Source organism: Dysgonomonas sp. GY75, from assembly GCF_015234155.1.
Taxonomy (GTDB): Bacteria; Bacteroidota; Bacteroidia; order Bacteroidales; family Dysgonomonadaceae; genus Dysgonomonas; species Dysgonomonas gadei.
Window position 1 is genome coordinate 149235 of record NZ_JADCLQ010000001.1, and the last position, 16819, is coordinate 166053.

Genomic DNA, 16819 nt, shown 5'->3' on the forward strand with positions numbered 1-16819 from the left:
TAAATGTAGGGATTAATGAAGGAACAAGAGTCGAATAATCATTCAATTTTAGTCGTTTATTATTCAACAACGAAAAGTTAAACAGACTCTAAAATATGGAATAAAGCTATTCATTGAATAATCTATTTCAGTTTGAACCGCACTTTCAACAATACTTCTGCCGGACGTAAATTGTAAGAATAATAATATCTGCTCACATCACTGTATGATGTGGATATATATTGTCCGGAATTGAAAATATTGGTATAATCGAGGATTATTTCTGCTTTTTTCCATTTATATTTTGCTCCTATATCACCGAATGACATAGATCTGTTGCCCGAAGTGATTGTATTATTATAGAAGTTCTCATATCTCAGGTTTATTACCAGCCCTTTCAGCGGGAAAATATTCAGTTGTGCATTTTGTGATGTTATGCGTATAGGATCGAAGCTTCTGCCACTATCTTTTATCTTACTCTGGCTTTGCGTATACTTTATTGAATATTCGAAACTTACACTCGAACTAAACTTCGTCAAAAAGCGCGGCGACACCGAAAAGCTTTGACTGGAATAATCGATAAGTTCTCCCCGATTTATTTGTGAAGACTGGCTGTTGTTGTAGCCGCCACCTATAAAAACAGTTGTGTTTATGGATTCAATTTCTTTGCTGCCGTGCACACTTGCATTTATTCCGCTTGTTGTATTCGGCATATCTATGGTCGATTGCAATTTTAATATACCACTGTAATAATAGTCGTAAAGCAGATTGACCTTATTCCGGTAATATGATATATTTGCCATCCCAAACAAGGTTGTTATCGGATTCCTGTAATTTAGCACAAGGCTGTAATTCTGGGATTGTTGTCTGAATAATTTCCCGTCGTTGCGCAATAAATTCCGGTATGAGGACATAATATATCCTGTGTATATATTATTAAGGCTTCCCGTCGAATTACTATAGCTGGCATTCAGATAGCTATCCCAATAAGCCGATAATTTGTAATTGGCAAACAGAGAGGGATTGAAAAACAAATAGCCCTTATTCTCTTTTTTATCCGATACATTGTTGTCCGTGTCCAATATTGTATAACTGAGCGGTAACGACAATGATATGTTCAGTTTATATCCTTTTGAATATGTATAATTGGGTGAGAATTTCCATACAAACTTATTTTGCTTTATGTCATTTCTAAGAGTGTCGGGCAAATTACCGGATCCACTTTTTGTATCGGCTTGTAATGCCGATTTGAGCTGCTGTAAGTCCGCGTCGAATCCGAATGTATAATTCTGTTTTATAATACCCTTGCCGAGCCCCCATGTAACTCTGTTGTATGAAGCGAAGTCGTTCCGTTCGGCCTCTTGCACCATGGCTTCCGGCGAAGGCACAGGGTCGAACAATTGCTGATACAATACGGGCTGTACACGTAATGTCTGAGTCGAAGTATTGTACCCGTTGAAGGAATAGAAAGTCCATGTATGTTTTTCGTTCGTTTTTACCAGGTTGAATGTATTACTGATGCCATAGTTTGGCTTTTTCAAGTGCTGATAAACACTATCCGTGGAAATGGCATCGCCCCGCTCCCTGTCCCATATTCCTTCGAATTTCAGCAGGTTGTTGAAATAATATTTTTCTTTGTTGGCGTTCAACTGTATATCAGCGTCCATTCTTTCTTTTCTCAATCTCGAATTTAGCAGTTCTTCTATCTTTATTGTCTCGTCGTTTGGCGGGTAGTTTTCTGTATATGCATAGCTGCTCTTTTGCTGGTAATCGTTTAGGTAGTTGATATTTGCAGTCAGTTGGTAATCCGTTTTCAGACTCCACAGATTATTAAATGAAGCCATATTCGCCTGATTGTCCAGATATCGCTTCTCACTGATCGATGGGGAAGACGGGGCCTGTACATTCAGCAGGCTGCTACTTTTCATTCGTGAAGCGTCGCCCGAATAGAACGAATTCAGCTCCCGCCCGGCATCATCGCCGGAGTTATTACCTTTATAGGTAGTTATATTCTGCAATTTTTTTGCAATATACATTCCTGTCAACTCATTGTTCCAAAGCAGGGGTGCGGCGCCTACACCTGCCTGTGCATTTGCGATAAGAGTGCCTTTGGCTGAATCTTTCAACTTGAGGTTTATAGCAGCATCTTCCGAAAATTCACGGTCTTTCAGCGCCTTTACCGGTTGGTGGTTTTCCATTACCTGTACAGTGGATACATCTTTGACTTCTATATTGTTTGTGGCTATGCCGTAACGGCCCTGTAATAAATCCGCATTTTCGATATAAAATTTATTTATTGGCCTGTCTTGGTAAAGTATTGCTCCGTCGTCTTTAACCTGTATGCCGGGCATTTTTTTCAATACATCACCTATTGTACGGTCATTGGCGTCGCTGAAACTTTCCACCATATAATTCAACGTATCTCCCGCCTGCCTTATTTTCGGCGGCTTTATTTTCACCTCATTCAATATGATAGACTCCTGTATAATAGAAAAGTCTGCATCCTGGCTCCGGTTACTAACTGTTTTCGATTGTTTGCCGATATTAAAGCCCGAAACAATGATAACAATACTGTCACTCTTACCCTTATACTCTATCTTATATTTTCCGGTCTCATCAGTCAATACATAGCCGAGCATCAGGGAGCGCCCTTTTTCCTGTAAAGTAACATTGATATCCGGCACAGGTTTATTGCCCTCATCAAGTACAATCCCTTTGATGACGGTTTGCGCATGTGTGAAACCGGATATAAGGATAAAGAGAGTGAGGAGATATTTTTTCATCATTTATATTTATGGACTTGGAGTTTAATCAATTTCTAAGGACAGGTATTCTTTATTATTCTTTTTCTGTACCATTATTACATTCCCTCCGTTAACATTTACGGCAGTACCTCCCGATTGTTTTTTCTTTAATTTTTCGAGATCTTTTATACTGGCTTTCATATAATCTTCCTGAGCCATAGTAATATCAACCGGATTATCAAGATTTTCCAAGCCTATAATCTCAAATGAAAACAGGTTTTCCGAATCTGATACTTTCATTATCAATCCCGGTAATCCATAAAACTTCCACGGTCCGTCATTTACCGGAATATCAGGTGAGAACCATGCTTCATAATTCCGTCCGCGAAATTCCGTATTCGCTTTCTGGCAGATATAGCCTAGTATGGTCAGTGTATCGGCCGAGATATTCCATCGCTGTGCAGGGATAGTTTCGGTGCATTTGTATTTTTTGGGAGCATTATCTGCCCTGTCAATTGTAATTATTTCTCCCGTCGGGCGTTTTTTGAATAATTGAGCGGTCTCTCCTTTTGTAGTAGAATCGAAAGTTGTTCCACCTTTGTTATTCAACACGGACATATCTCCGTCTTTTAGTACAGACATGCTTTGTATTGTGGATGGATTTATCTTGTTACTCATAAAGTCTCCGAATAATGAATCCCGCTTCATACGCGCAGCATCATAATAGCGGGAAGCTTTCCGACCGATATCCAGAGTCATCGTATCTGTTTGCTGATGAGTTTCCTTATCTGCTGTGACAGGTTGTGTGAATTTATAATAACAGCGGATTGTTGCGGCATCGAGTTTTTCCTGTTTTATGTCTCCTTTATCTATTTTCCGGACAGATATTACCTGTTGTGAACATACAGTTGCTGCAAGGGCTAATGATACTAATAATAAGATTGTCTTTTTCATATTGCGATATTAATTTAGTTATACCACAAATGTAGTCTAAAAAAATAGACATAAAAATATTTTGTCTATTTTTTTAGACAAAAGGGACGAAATAAAAAAGAGGAAATGAAACTAAATACATTTCCTCTTGTGAGTCAGATAGATATTCTTACTTTTTTTCAATCTTATTTTGCAGGCATATTCCGGCACAGGTCAATCCTCCGCCAAAGCCGATCAGCAACAAGTTGTCATCCAGCTTTACCTTACCCGATTCTATGCCGTTATACCAGGCGATAGGAATGGATGCGGCCGAAGTATTACCATAATTTCTGATACTTTCCAGACATTTATCCATTGGGATATTCAAGCCTGAACATACCGATTCGAGTATCCGGATATTTGCACTGTGCGGTATAAGCCAGTCTATATCCTCCAGTTTCAGGTGGTTCCTGGATGTCAGTTCTTGTATTTTTCCGACTAAAGTACTTACCGCCCATTTGAAAACAACTTTGCCATTTTGGTGCAAGTTGCGGTCGGGAATAACAGGCTCTCCGTTTATCGGTACATTCTGATGCGCGAGATACAGGTCTTTCCCATGCGAGCCATCTGTTTCGGTCAGTGCATCGAATATATGGTTTTCGCCACTGGCTTCCACTATAACAGCCCCTGCACCGTCTCCGAACAGTATACAGGAAGTCCGGTCGGTAAAATCGGTGATTTTCGAAAGTGTTTCCGCACCTATTACCAGTACCTTCTTGTGTGTGCCCGCGGCTATCAGCCCTTTGGCGAGAATAATGCCGTATACGAACCCTGCGCATGCAGCATAAACATCTATACATCCCGCATTCGGAATATTCAAACGGGTTTGCACCTGACTTGCCATGCTGGGCATAACCTGTTCACCACTCGTGGTAGCCACAATGATAAAATCAATGTCGGATAAATCCTTATTGTATTTGGACGCAAGGTTTTGCACTGCTTTTATACATAGGTCGCTGGTATATTCGTTCTCCGCAGCATAAAATCGCTGGCTGATACCTGTGCGGGTGGTTATCCATTCGTCAGTAGTATCTATTATACTTTCAAAATAATGGTTGTCTATCGGTTTTTCAGGGACATAAATCCCTATTGAATTAATGATTGCATTCATTTGTTATACGCTAATTATAATAATTTACAAAAAGATTATACTGTCCAGTTAACAGTCATCAGTTAACAAAAATACAGGTAATTCAACCTGGTACTTATTACTTAAAACTCATAATTCATTATCAAATTTACGTTTATTAACTATATTTGGTTAAAATCTGACACAGCTGACAGTTTTTTACTGTTTTGATTCTGTCTATTTTATGTTTTTTAACTACGTATGATTAAAAGGTAACAAAGGTAACACATATTTCAGCTTTTAGCTGATAGCTGTTAGCCGTTAGCTTAGGCTATCGCACAAGAGACTTTAGGGTAAACATAAATACAGTTCTTTCAACTTTGTACTCATTACTTAAAACTTATTACTTGTTAAAAGGTTACAAAGGTTACACTATTTCACTCATTTGCTAATATGCTAATCTACAGATTTACGAATCAATCTTTCAAAGAACTACAAGCTAACAGCTAAAGGCTATCCGCTATATATAGATAAACATTTTCTTTTTTCTACATATTTCTATCTTCATTTTTTTGGTTGCATGTACGAGCGAATGATAATTGGCTAATGCCGCTGTTTCACTCCTACAACGGGAACGATGCAATAAATTTTCCCATTACTTATGATTCATAATCTCAATAATTTCATTTACGATTTTCAACTTATTTTCTTCTGAATATTCAATTATAAGATTTGGTTCTTCATCATATTCTAAACATTTATATTTTTCTGAATATTTAGAAAAATGTACATCTACAGTATTGTTCTTCAAATAAACGGAGCAATGTTTTGAATTTGTATATAAATTTTTCAATGATTTTTCTTTTAACATTTTCAAATAATCTATTGCTGTATTTTTGTATTCTTTATAACTAATTAATTTGCTTGCGCTTACAGCATCAAAGATCGCATCTTTCAGCTCTTCGGCTTTTATACTTAGCGGTAAAATATAAACAGGTTCTTTTTCAGTTAAAAGCCCTGACGATACAGGGTATACTGTAATAATCTTATAACTCTTTTCTGTTTTGTAAATAGAGCAGGCTTTTGTATTTTTATATGGATTTTTCCAAAACAGGCGTGCAAAAAACAACTTAATACGGTTTTTAAAATTATTTTTATAAATAAATCGTATGTGCTTATCTATAAAAAAACTTTTAATATATAGTATTAAATCTTTCATTTCTACCCGTATCACTGTTCGTTATAGATGAGTTTTATTTCTTCTTCTGTCAACATGCGGTTATATAACCTCAAATTATCCATGCACCCTTCGAAATATTCGTCTCGGGCATACTGTCCCTGGCTCATACCTATAATCAATGGAAGGGTATTTTGTCCGAAATAGTTCAGGGGAGCTTTCGATGTTTTCTTCAATTCGCCATTTATATAATACTGGAATTTACCTTTCCCGCAAACAAAAGCTATATGTACCCATTCGTTAACAGGAATACGGTCAAAATAATTAGCGCCGAAGTTTGTCATTCCGAAACGTAATCCGGTACCCTCATTCGTATATGAGTTATAAGTATCGAACATATAACCGTCTATACCTCCTGCGGTATTTTTATCTATTATACGCATACCCCCATATTTATATCTGTCCATTTTTATCCAAATGGCAATACTTATCGCTTTTTTAATATTCAGGGATTTCGAATGCGGTATTTTTATTAGGGCATCACCACCGAATTGGTAGGCCGAGTTCTCATTTCCTAAACGGTCTTTGGCTGGGATTACGCCTTCGGCTATTCCGTTGTTTTTATATTTACTCATATCCAGGGCATTTCCATCCATCGGAAAATGTGCAACCAGTCCCTTTCTCAGATTTTGTGCATATATTCCGGATGTAAAAATAATACAGACAAATAAAAACAGATATTTTTTCATAGTAATGATCAGTTTGAGTATAAAAGATTAGTCAGTAAAGTTAATAGAATTTGATATTGCCTGAAACGATCTTGAACATAAAATGTTATAAATAGCAAATCCTGTTAAATGTATTTTTAACAGCTTATCTATTATTTAAAAATAAACATGTAAATTTGAACTATGTTAAAGCAGATTCTTTTAGTCAGTGTAGGAGGAGCAGTAGGCAGCGTTATGCGTTTCCTTGCCTCAGTACTGGTAACGCGATCAGAACCGTTCCCGTTTCCTGTCGGGACATTTGCAGTCAATATTCTGGGCTGCTTTTGTATCGGGTTATTCGCAAACCTTTTACCTTCCAATAATCTCCGGTTTCTGCTTATAACAGGATTTTGCGGAGGCTTTACAACTTTTTCCACATTTGCCAGCGAAACTTTAACGCTGGCTAACAACAACCAGATGACGCTGGCATTTGTTTATACCTTATCCAGTTGTGTATTGGGCATCGGTGCCGTATGGTTGGGCATGTATGTTAGTAAATGATAAGATGTAAGTGATGAGTTGAAAGTATATAACTCATGATTTACACTCATAACTAATTTTAACGCTTTTCCTTGTGAATAATACACCTAAAATCCGTCTATAATATATTGAGAGAAAATACAAAACGTAATAATATGAAGAAGCAATTATTGATTAGTCTGTTCTTTTTATTGAGCATCAGCATGATAGCACAAATATCAAATAAGAAATATGAAAATGAGTGGAAACAAGTAGAAGATTATGAGCAACAAAGTCTTCCGCAATCGGCAGCAAAATCTGTAGATGAAATTCTGCAAAAGGCTATTTCTGATAAGAATACTACTCAAGTGATCAAAGCCCTGATCTGTAAAAATAAATATAAGAAACAAATAGACAGGAGCGATAGTGAGGCCATCTTCACAGACTTACAGGCTTTATTGGCTCAGACTACCAATGCCGACGAAAAAGCTTTGTTGCATTCTATGTTAGCTGAGTTATATTCCGATTATTATAACAGCAACCAGTGGCAGATAAACCAGCGAACCAATCTACAGGATGTTGTCCCTGAAGATATGAAAGAGTGGAGTAGCAATATCTTTATGAATAAGATTATCGAAAACCTGGATTTATCGGTGAAAGATATTATGGCGCTTAAACAATCCACAACCAAGGCTTATGACGATATAATACTATTAGGTACCGACGGTCAGAAATACTATCCTACTCTGTACGACTTCCTGATGGAACGCGCTATTCAGATAGCTAAGGGTATTGAGGCGATGGGTTACCGGGAATATGATGTAACGCTTACGGGGGCAAGTCTGGAGCAACTGGCAGCCCCGGCGGATGAATATATCAAACTCAATATTAGCGCCGGAGCGGATAAGCGGCAAGTCATCTATCTGTATTATCAGCAATATATGAAAGATTTGTTGAGTCGTAATATGATACCGACACTTGTTTTCACCGAGATTGATAAGGCAAACTATCTTAGCCGGAATTCCCGTACATTGTCCGGTGATAAAGTATTAGATATTTTCATCGCATTGGAAAAGAAATATGAGAACAGTGAAGCATCTACTGAAATTATAAACAAGATAGTAGATTCATATCCAAATATGCAAATACTCGATTTGCAGTCAGCTGATATAAACGAAAAGATTTACACATGGATAAAGAAAGGAATAGATAAATATCCGGCATCATATGGGGCAAAAGTGCTTCAAGCCAGATTAAATGAAATGGAATATCCGTCTCTCACAATAAAAGGAAATCAGTTACAGTATCCGAAACAACCGTTTCAGCTGACATTGATACATAAGAATTTACAAGCTTTGGCGGAAAAGCCGGACTTCAAATTATATAAGGTAGAAAACGGAAAGTATAATCCGGTGAAAGATCTTCAATTGAATTTGATTTCAAAAGCAGCCTATCAGCAGGACACATTGTCTGTAGATTTAGGTGTCTTACCTGTCGGAAAATATTCTTTTAGTAGTCGTTCGAAAGATAGTTTGGAAAATGATAATGCGAATGATAACTTAAATTTACAAATCAATAATACATTCGATTTTACCGTATCTTCTTTAATCGCCTTATCCCGTAACAGCGCTAAAGATGAATACGAAATACTTGTAGTAGACCGAATCACAGGCAAGCCTGTAAAAGATGCCACAGTTAAAATATATACCTATGAATATCCCAATAGTAAAACTGCTCAGAAGTTAATAACAATACTTAAAACAGATGCTTTGGGGCTTGCCGTTTACAATGATAAGACGATCAGTACAGATCAGTACCGTTATAATATAGCTACATATAAGGTTGAATTAGGAGCTGATTCCTGCTTGCGGGCAGAAACCCTATCAGCTCAGAATTACAGATGGAACCAGATTCAGCAAGACGGAGATGAAGAGGCCATCAGTATATTTACGGACAGGGCTATTTACCGTCCGGGGCAGACCGTTTATTTCAAAGCAATAGCCATAGATAATGGTTCTAAATTACTGGCAAACGAAGAATACACCGTAGAACTATATAATGCAAACGGTGAATCTATCGCTGAAAAAGAAATAATAACAAATGAATTCGGCTCTATATCCGGCGAATTTGTTTTGCCTCAAACAGGTCTTTTGGGAGGATATCATATCGAGATAGACGATGCTTCTGCCTATTTTAATGTAGAAGAATACAAACGCCCTACCTTTGAAATCACCTTCGACAAAGTAGATAAAACTTATACATTCGGGGAAGAGGTAACGCTGAAAGGTTATGCCAAAAACTTCTCAGGCATCAGTTTACAGGGCGCCGATGTGAAATACAATATAAGCCGTGAGCAATTTAGCTTTTGGTATTGGCGTTCAGGTAATACCACGCCTTTTACCGATGGCACGGTGAAAACAAATGATGACGGTTCGTTCGAAATTACATTTACCCCCGAAGCCGGAGACGGTAACAGGGCGCTTCTGCGTTCTATCAATGACAAGCAGATATATACATTCAACATTACAGCTACAGTTACGGATGTGAACGGCGAAACACAGTCGAACACTTATACCCTGACAGTTGGGAATGTGTCTATGGTTATCAATATTGATATACCGCAACAGATGGAGAAAGCGAGTGATTACGAACTCAAAATCGCTGCCCGTAATTTGCAGGCGCAGGATATAGAAACTTCGGGGACTTATGAAATATATGCGCTGGATGACAACGATTCGATACTGATACAAGGCAATGTATTGTCCGGCTCATTCAAAACCGGAGAGCAAACCGAACTGAAAGCCAGATTGAAATCATTGGCGTCGGGTAAATATCAGTTACAGGTGAAAGCATTAGATAGCAAAAGCAATGAAGTGGGTGAAAAGCAGAATTTCGTACTCTATTCTTATGCCGATAAGAAACCGCCTGTAAAGACAAATGAATGGCTGGTAACAAAGAATCTGTTATTTGAGAAAGACAAGCCGGCCGAAGTGATATTCGGTTCATCGGAAAAAGATTCATATATCCTTTATCAGTTGTATAATAATAAGAAGGTATTTGAAAAACGTTTCGTAAAACTCAGTGATGCGAACCAGACATTCACCGTGCCTTACAAAGATGAGTATGGTGATGAACTGAAAATGACATTCACATCCGTGAGGGATGGTAAACTTTATAACAAAGAGGCTTCATTATACAAGAAAACAGATTTGCCGGATACGCAGTTGAACATTAAATTGGAAGTATTCCGCGATAAGCTTCGTCCGGGACAGGCCGAAACATGGACTATAAGCGTGAAGGATACAACAAGCCAACCTATTTTGGCTGAATTGCTCGCTTCGATGTACGATACTTCTCTGGATAAGCTATATCCATATACGGCGTGGTCGTTTAATCGTCCCTACACAAGCAGGGAATATGTAACGCCTGTAAATTACAGTTTTCCAGGGTATAGTAACGATTATACCCGGCAGTTTAGTTTCCTCTATAAACCGGAATCAGAAAACATTTTCGAAAGGACAAAAGATATCGTCAATTGGTTCGGTTATATATATTCATACGGAAGAAATAACCTTTTGGGGGATATACCTCTGAAATATATGAACTATCCCGATAATGAAACTGTCGTTATAGGATATGGTTCTATGAAGAAAGTAATGTTTACAGGTTCGGTTTCACAAGCATTGCAAGGCAGAGTTGCCGGAATTACAGTTAATGCAGAACCTGGAATAATGATTAGAGGCGTAGCATCTGTTGCTGCACCACAGGGAATGCTTAACGAATCTGTAGCCCTCGCTGATTCGGCAGGAGGTGTAGAAGGTTTGCTGGATAAACTTGATTCTTCAAATCCGGTTACTTCTGCCCCTCAAATCCGCCGGAACTTCAACGAAACAGCGTTTTTCTTCCCTCAGTTGAGGACTAACGAAAAAGGCGAGACACTTATATCGTTCACTGTACCCGAAAGCAATACTACATGGCGTTTCAGGGCATTGGCTCACGATAAAGATGCACGTGTAGGTACATTAGAGCAGATGGTGATTACCCGTAAAGAACTGATGGTGACGCCTAATATGCCTCGTTTTGTCCGTCAGGGAGATAAGACAAGTATTTCCACTAAAATTTCAAATCTCTCGGATAAGTCTTTATCCGGAGATGTACATATCGAATTCTTTGACCCTGCAACTGATAAAGTAATTGATTTAGGCCTTGCAAACCAAAAACAAACATTCTCTCTCGAAAAAGATGCCTCTACATCAGTTAGCTGGATATTCGATATTCCTGCCGGCATAGAGCTGATAGGTTGCCGCATTGTAGCACAAAACGAATCGTTCAGTGACGGTGAGCAACATGTATTGGCTGTATTATCCAATCGTATGCTGGTAACCGAAAGCATGCCGATAGATATTACGAAGCAGGGCACAAGTACGTTCACATTCGATAAACTATATAACAATACATCAAACACAGCGAGCAACTATCGCCTGACATTGGAATACGCATCCAATCCGGCATGGTATGCGGTACAGGCATTGCCTGCTATGAGCAATCCGTCGAATGAAAACGCCGTGAACTGGTTTGCGAGTTATTATGTGAATACATTGGGATCTTCAATCGTTCGCCAGTATCCGAAAGTAGCTTCTATGATACAGGCTTGGCAAAAACAGGGAGCAGATAAGCAAACGCTCGTTTCCAAACTTCAAAAAGATGAGGAACTGAAAGCTGTCTTACTGGAAGAAACCCCTTGGGTACTCGATGCCAAAGATGAAACAGAGCAAATGCAACGCTTATCATTATTATTCGATCTGAATAATACTAAACAACAAACCGATGCGGCCACAAGGAAATTAGCAGAACTAATTACAAATGACGGAGGCTGGTCGTGGTACAAAGGACTTTATCCGAGCCGTTCGGTAACTCAGTATATGCTTTACGGATATGCTAATTTGCAAAAAACAGGGCAGGTGGAGTATCCGCAGGAGATAAAAGAAATGCAAATGAAAGCATTGAAATATATTGATAATCAGATTGCGGAAGATTTCAAAAACCTGAAAAAGTATAATAAAGATTGGGAAAAGGTTACAACTATTTCTACCAATCAGCTCGAATTTGCTTATGTACGCTCATTCTATCGTGATATACCTATTTCGCAGGAAGCTCGTGCTGCCGAGCGTTTCTATACAGACGTGGCAACTAAGAACTGGACTAAATTGAACATGTATGAACGTTCTATCCTGTCTGTTGTGCTGAAACAAAACGGAGAAAAAGAGCAGGCAAATAAGATTGTAAAATCCATTAAAGAACATGCGGTTAAAAACGTCAAACTAGGTATGTACTGGCCAAACAACCGCAGCAATGTATTTATGTCTCTCTCCGCCATCAGTGTACATACGTTCCTGATGGACGCTTTGGAACAAAACGGCGCATCTAAAGAGGAAATGGATCTGATGAAACGCTGGTTGCTGAATCAGAAGCGTACACAAGTATGGGAATCCACTCATGCGTCTATTGATGCCATTAGTGCCTTGTTAAGCTCAGGTACGGACTGGTTTGTAACAGAACCCACTCCGACGGCAATTAAGGTAGGAAGCCAGATTGTCCAACCGGAGAATAAAGAACTGGGAACAGGCTATTTCAAACAAACATGGAATAAGTCGGAAATAACAAATGATATGGGGAAAGTGGAAGTAACCACCTCCACCTCTCAACCTGCTTATGGCGCTATGTACTGGCAGTATTACGAAAATCTGGACAAGATAACAGTACAAAAAGGCGATTTGAATGTAAGTAAGGAGTTATTTAAAGAAAATGTATCGGCAGCAGGAAAAGGTTTGACCCTGATAACTGAGTCGAATCCGCTGACAGTCGGCGATAAAGTGATTGTCCGTCTTACAGTACGCACCGACAGAGATATGGATTTCGTTCAACTGAAAGATATGCGTGCGCCGTGTTTCGAGCCGCAGCAAACTATTTCAGGTACAAGATGGGCAGGCGGTCTGATATACTATCAGATGGGGAAAGACGCATCCACTAATTTCTACTTCGACCATCTGCCTAAAGGCACTTATGTATTGGAATATCCTGTGTATGTAAATCGTACAGGGGAATATGCAAATGGAATCACCACGATTCAATGTATGTATGCACCGGAATTTGCATCGCATACGCAGGGAATAAAGGTGACGGTGAAAGAATAGTGATATTGATATAAAATACCTTTTACACCTAAAACTACATACATATGAAAATATTTGGCTCTATCATATTAGCCATACTTCTACTGGTTGGACTTGTATCTTTTATCAGATACAAGTCCTGTAACAGTGGGATAAATCAGACGGAGCATAGAAATACAGAAGACGAAAGTCAGGCAGCTTTTACCCGTCTTAAATCGAAAGCAGATTCGGCTTTGGTCTATTGCAAATCGAAAGGTTTCAATACTGAATACTGCTATCTCATCGATTTTAGTATCCATTCCGGGAAGAAGCGCTTTTTTGTCTGGGATTTTGCTCAAGATACCATCAAATATTCAAGTCTTTGCTGTCATGGCTATGGAATGGAAAGTACGCAGTCGAAGCCTGTATTCAGTAATGTGGAAGGCAGTTATTGCTCTTCGTTGGGAAAATATAAGATAGGAGCACGTGCCTATAGCAGTTGGGGCATCAATGTACATTATAAGATGCATGGTCTCGATAAGACAAATAGTAATGCCTTCAAGCGCTGGGTAGTATTGCATTCACATACTCCCGTTGCTGATCACAATATTCATCCCAAACATCTGCCTTTGGGCTGGAGCCAGGGATGCCCTGTTGTTAGCAACGAGATGATGCGTAAAGTGGATGAGATGCTCAGAGTATCTAAAAAGCCTGTATTGATGTGGATATATAATTAAGAAGAACCCGAATAAGAGAATTAAGTGCTAATGCAAAATAATCTAAAAAGTTAAACATCTAGTTAATATTATTATTACATTTGTGAATTATTTAGATTAAATGAACTTAGAAACTACATTAGAATTAATTAGTAAATTTTAGAATTGGAAATATGAAAAAAATTGGACTTATCCTGTTTGCATTAGTGTTATCGACAGGCTTTATCGCAGCTCAGGACGGTAAAAAAGCGCCTAAGGTTACTTTCCAAAAAGCAGTACACGATTTTGGAAAAGTTGCAGAGAGCGCCGGTTCGGTAAGTTGCGAATTCACTTTTAAAAATACAGGCACAGCGCCTTTCCTTATCCAAAGAGTGCAGGCTAGTTGTGGTTGTACAACGCCGGATTATACAAACGAACCTGTGTTGCCCGGTAAAGAAGGTAAGATTAAAGTTACTTATTCTACTACCGGTCGTCCGGGAACATTCAGTAAAGACGTTACGGTATTTTCAAATGTTCCGGATTCAATCTACAGATTGAATATCAAAGGTGAAGTTATTCGCAAATAATCAGAGATAGAATATAAGAAGAGGATATATCCTGTGTGGGGTATATCCTTTTTTATTTATAGGAAATACATGAAAAGCTATCTATCTTTAGTCTTATCTCTCTTATTTAGCACGCTTTATGCCGGAGCACAGGATATGACATATCCCTCAGGGGTGCGAAAGTTAATGCAGGCTTATCCCTCACGGGTTAAAGGCTATGACGGATCGTCTCTTATCATGTATGACGGTTCTAAAATCAGATACGATGAAGGAGGACAAAAAAGCCATAGCGAACTGATGAACAGCTCCGATTTAGGGGATATCTTTACTTATGATTACAAACAAGGAGAGCTGAAGAATATACCAAAGAACCATGATCCGGGGCGGATACGCAACGAGGAATTACTAAAGAAAATGTATGGATCTACTCCATCCGAAGTACAACAGAATCTTGTCACAATCACATGGTGCCCCGATCTTATAAATCAGAAGTTGAGGGTAACAAATATAAACGGAGTAGATAAGCAACTTCAGAAAATTTCGGATGAGTTGGACAAATACCCCGAACTTAAAGACTATCTTCTTAGTGCCGGGACTTTCAACTGGAGGAAAGTACGGGGAACTGATCGTCTGAGTTCACATAGTTTCGGTACAGCAATTGACCTGAACGTCAAATATTCTAACTATTGGCAATGGGACTGCCGTTGTACATCAGAAGACATAGCTGTGAAATATAAGAACCGTATACCACAGCAGATTGTAGATATCTTCGAAAAGCATGGTTTTATATGGGGTGGGAAGTGGTATCATTACGATACAATGCACTTCGAATACAGGCCGGAGTTGCTGATTGAAGACTGATTTTTATATAGGGCAAACGCATCAAAATTCATAAAGCTGTTTTTCAGCCTCATGTAGGGGCGTATTGCATACACTAGTGTCCACTAAAAAACATTAACAAGCGATGTAATTATTTGATATGCAATTAATAATATTCGTTTTTTTTACGTGTACATTTCAAATCTCTATTTTTGTTAGAAGTAACAAAATGATAGTAGGAATGCACAATGGACATTACGTTTTTACTCAATTATGTAGATTTCTGCCCAAGAGAGCTTTTGATTGTTTAGTCGATAAATACGAAGGCAATAAATATGTAAAATCATTTACTTGTTGGAATCACCTTTTAGTTCTGATTTTTGGTCAGTTATCTAATCGGGAAAGCCTTCGGGATTTGATAGGGATACTTGATGCGCATAAGAAAAAGTTTTATCATCTTGGATTTGGAAAAAGCGTAACACGTAGTAATTTATCTAAAGCCAATGAAGTACGTAGTATAGATGTTTTTGAAAAATTTTCTTTAAAGCTCATTGATTGTATAAAATCCAATAATACACAGATTGTTGACCTGGAAACAGATAGTAATATTTATGCATTTGATTCTTCAATAATCACTTTATGTATCAATACATTCTGGTGGGCTAAGCAACGAAAAGGAACAGGGGGAATTAAATTGTATACTTTATATGATATAAAGAACCAAATTCCAACTTTCAATGTCATTACCGATCAATTAACCAGCGATTGCACCCTGATGGATATTATTCCATACGAAACCAATGCATTCTATCTTTTTGATAAAGCATATGTGAGTACTCCTCAATTATATGCAATTAATCTTATAGATGCTTTTTTTGTAGTAAGGAAAAAACAGAATATGAAATATAAAGTATTAACCGACAAAAACTATAATAATCCCCAAACGGGAATCATGGCTGATCAGATTATTATCTTTACATCCAGAATCGCTCAAAAAGGATATCCCGATAAATTACGATCTGTTGTATATTATAGCAAGGAGTTGAAAACTACTTTTTCTTTTTTGACAAACAATCTGGATATAACAGCTGAAGAAGTTGCCACTCTATACAAATATCGTTGGAATATAGAAATCTTTTTCAAATGGATAAAACAACATTTGAGAATAAAGGAGTTTTATGGGACTTCTGAAAATGCCGTCAAAATTCAAATATTTTCTGCTATAATAACCTATTGTCTTGTTACAATCATGAAACATGAATTAAAAATAAAAGTGTCCACTTATGAAATATTACGAATACTTAGTTTATCATTATTTGAAAGAATGCCAATAGAAAATCTTTTTAATAATAATGATACGCAGATAAACTATCAAAATGATACTCAATTATGTCTTAATTTTTTTTAGTGGACACTAGTG

Annotated in this window: 11 protein-coding genes; 6 read left to right on the forward strand and 5 right to left on the reverse strand. The window is 38.0% G+C overall.

Annotation, left to right across the window (positions count from 1 at the left end):
* Window positions 1-122: 122 nt before the first annotated feature.
* From IR083_RS00745 to IR083_RS00765, 5 genes are all read right to left on the reverse strand, one after another.
* Entirely contained in the window at window positions 123-2765 is a 2643-nt protein-coding gene (locus tag IR083_RS00745; protein WP_194222847.1) for a TonB-dependent receptor, read from the reverse strand.
* A gap of 21 nt (window positions 2766-2786) precedes the next feature.
* Window positions 2787-3677, reverse strand: coding sequence for a GLPGLI family protein (locus tag IR083_RS00750; protein WP_194222848.1), 891 nt, complete (start codon window positions 3675-3677; stop codon window positions 2787-2789).
* Window positions 3678-3825: 148 nt separating this feature from the next.
* Entirely contained in the window at window positions 3826-4806 is a 981-nt protein-coding gene (locus IR083_RS00755; protein ID WP_194222849.1) for a ketoacyl-ACP synthase III, read from the reverse strand.
* 613 nt (window positions 4807-5419) lie between these two features.
* Entirely contained in the window at window positions 5420-5983 is a 564-nt protein-coding gene (locus tag IR083_RS00760) for a hypothetical protein (protein ID WP_194222850.1), read from the reverse strand.
* A gap of 11 nt (window positions 5984-5994) precedes the next feature.
* The gene (locus tag IR083_RS00765) at window positions 5995-6690 is read right to left on the reverse strand and encodes a LamG domain-containing protein (protein WP_194222851.1); all 696 of its coding nucleotides are present in this window, start codon (window positions 6688-6690) and stop codon (window positions 5995-5997) included.
* Between the two features lie 162 nt (window positions 6691-6852).
* On the opposite strand from IR083_RS00765, the gene crcB reads away from it, so the two are divergent.
* From crcB to IR083_RS00795, 6 genes are all read left to right on the forward strand, one after another.
* Complete coding sequence (gene crcB / locus IR083_RS00770) at window positions 6853-7209, forward strand: fluoride efflux transporter CrcB (protein ID WP_006800436.1); 357 nt, start codon at window positions 6853-6855, stop codon at window positions 7207-7209.
* A 134-nt stretch (window positions 7210-7343) separates the two neighbouring features.
* On the forward strand, window positions 7344-13361 hold the full coding sequence (locus IR083_RS00775) for an alpha-2-macroglobulin family protein (RefSeq protein WP_194222852.1): 6018 nt from the start codon (window positions 7344-7346) through the stop codon (window positions 13359-13361).
* A gap of 44 nt (window positions 13362-13405) precedes the next feature.
* Window positions 13406-14056 carry a murein L,D-transpeptidase catalytic domain-containing protein gene (locus IR083_RS00780; protein WP_194222853.1) on the forward strand — a complete coding sequence of 217 codons (651 nt, stop codon included), beginning with the start codon at window positions 13406-13408 and terminating at the stop codon, window positions 14054-14056.
* A 152-nt stretch (window positions 14057-14208) separates the two neighbouring features.
* Complete coding sequence (locus tag IR083_RS00785) at window positions 14209-14601, forward strand: DUF1573 domain-containing protein (protein ID WP_006800433.1); 393 nt, start codon at window positions 14209-14211, stop codon at window positions 14599-14601.
* 69 nt (window positions 14602-14670) lie between these two features.
* On the forward strand, window positions 14671-15441 hold the full coding sequence (locus tag IR083_RS00790) for a M15 family metallopeptidase (RefSeq protein WP_006800432.1): 771 nt from the start codon (window positions 14671-14673) through the stop codon (window positions 15439-15441).
* Between the two features lie 187 nt (window positions 15442-15628).
* Window positions 15629-16807, forward strand: a complete 1179-nt coding sequence (locus IR083_RS00795) for an IS4 family transposase (protein WP_242052319.1) — start codon at window positions 15629-15631, stop codon at window positions 16805-16807.
* Window positions 16808-16819 lie beyond the last annotated feature (12 nt).

Excerpts from the sequence above, each read along its gene's own strand:
- IR083_RS00795 (WP_242052319.1), top strand. The coding sequence starts at position 15,629 with ATGATAGTAGGAATGCACAATGGACATTACGTTTTTACTCAATTATGT.
- IR083_RS00755 (WP_194222849.1), bottom strand. The coding sequence starts at position 4,806 with ATGAATGCAATCATTAATTCAATAGGGATTTATGTCCCTGAAAAACCG.
- IR083_RS00780 (WP_194222853.1), top strand. The coding sequence starts at position 13,406 with ATGAAAATATTTGGCTCTATCATATTAGCCATACTTCTACTGGTTGGA.
- IR083_RS00775 (WP_194222852.1), top strand. The coding sequence starts at position 7,344 with ATGAAGAAGCAATTATTGATTAGTCTGTTCTTTTTATTGAGCATCAGC.
- IR083_RS00790 (WP_006800432.1), top strand. The coding sequence starts at position 14,671 with ATGAAAAGCTATCTATCTTTAGTCTTATCTCTCTTATTTAGCACGCTT.
- IR083_RS00745 (WP_194222847.1), bottom strand. The coding sequence starts at position 2,765 with ATGATGAAAAAATATCTCCTCACTCTCTTTATCCTTATATCCGGTTTC.
- IR083_RS00785 (WP_006800433.1), top strand. The coding sequence starts at position 14,209 with ATGAAAAAAATTGGACTTATCCTGTTTGCATTAGTGTTATCGACAGGC.
- IR083_RS00760 (WP_194222850.1), bottom strand. The coding sequence starts at position 5,983 with ATGAAAGATTTAATACTATATATTAAAAGTTTTTTTATAGATAAGCAC.
- IR083_RS00765 (WP_194222851.1), bottom strand. The coding sequence starts at position 6,690 with ATGAAAAAATATCTGTTTTTATTTGTCTGTATTATTTTTACATCCGGA.
- IR083_RS00750 (WP_194222848.1), bottom strand. The coding sequence starts at position 3,677 with ATGAAAAAGACAATCTTATTATTAGTATCATTAGCCCTTGCAGCAACT.
- crcB (WP_006800436.1), top strand. The coding sequence starts at position 6,853 with ATGTTAAAGCAGATTCTTTTAGTCAGTGTAGGAGGAGCAGTAGGCAGC.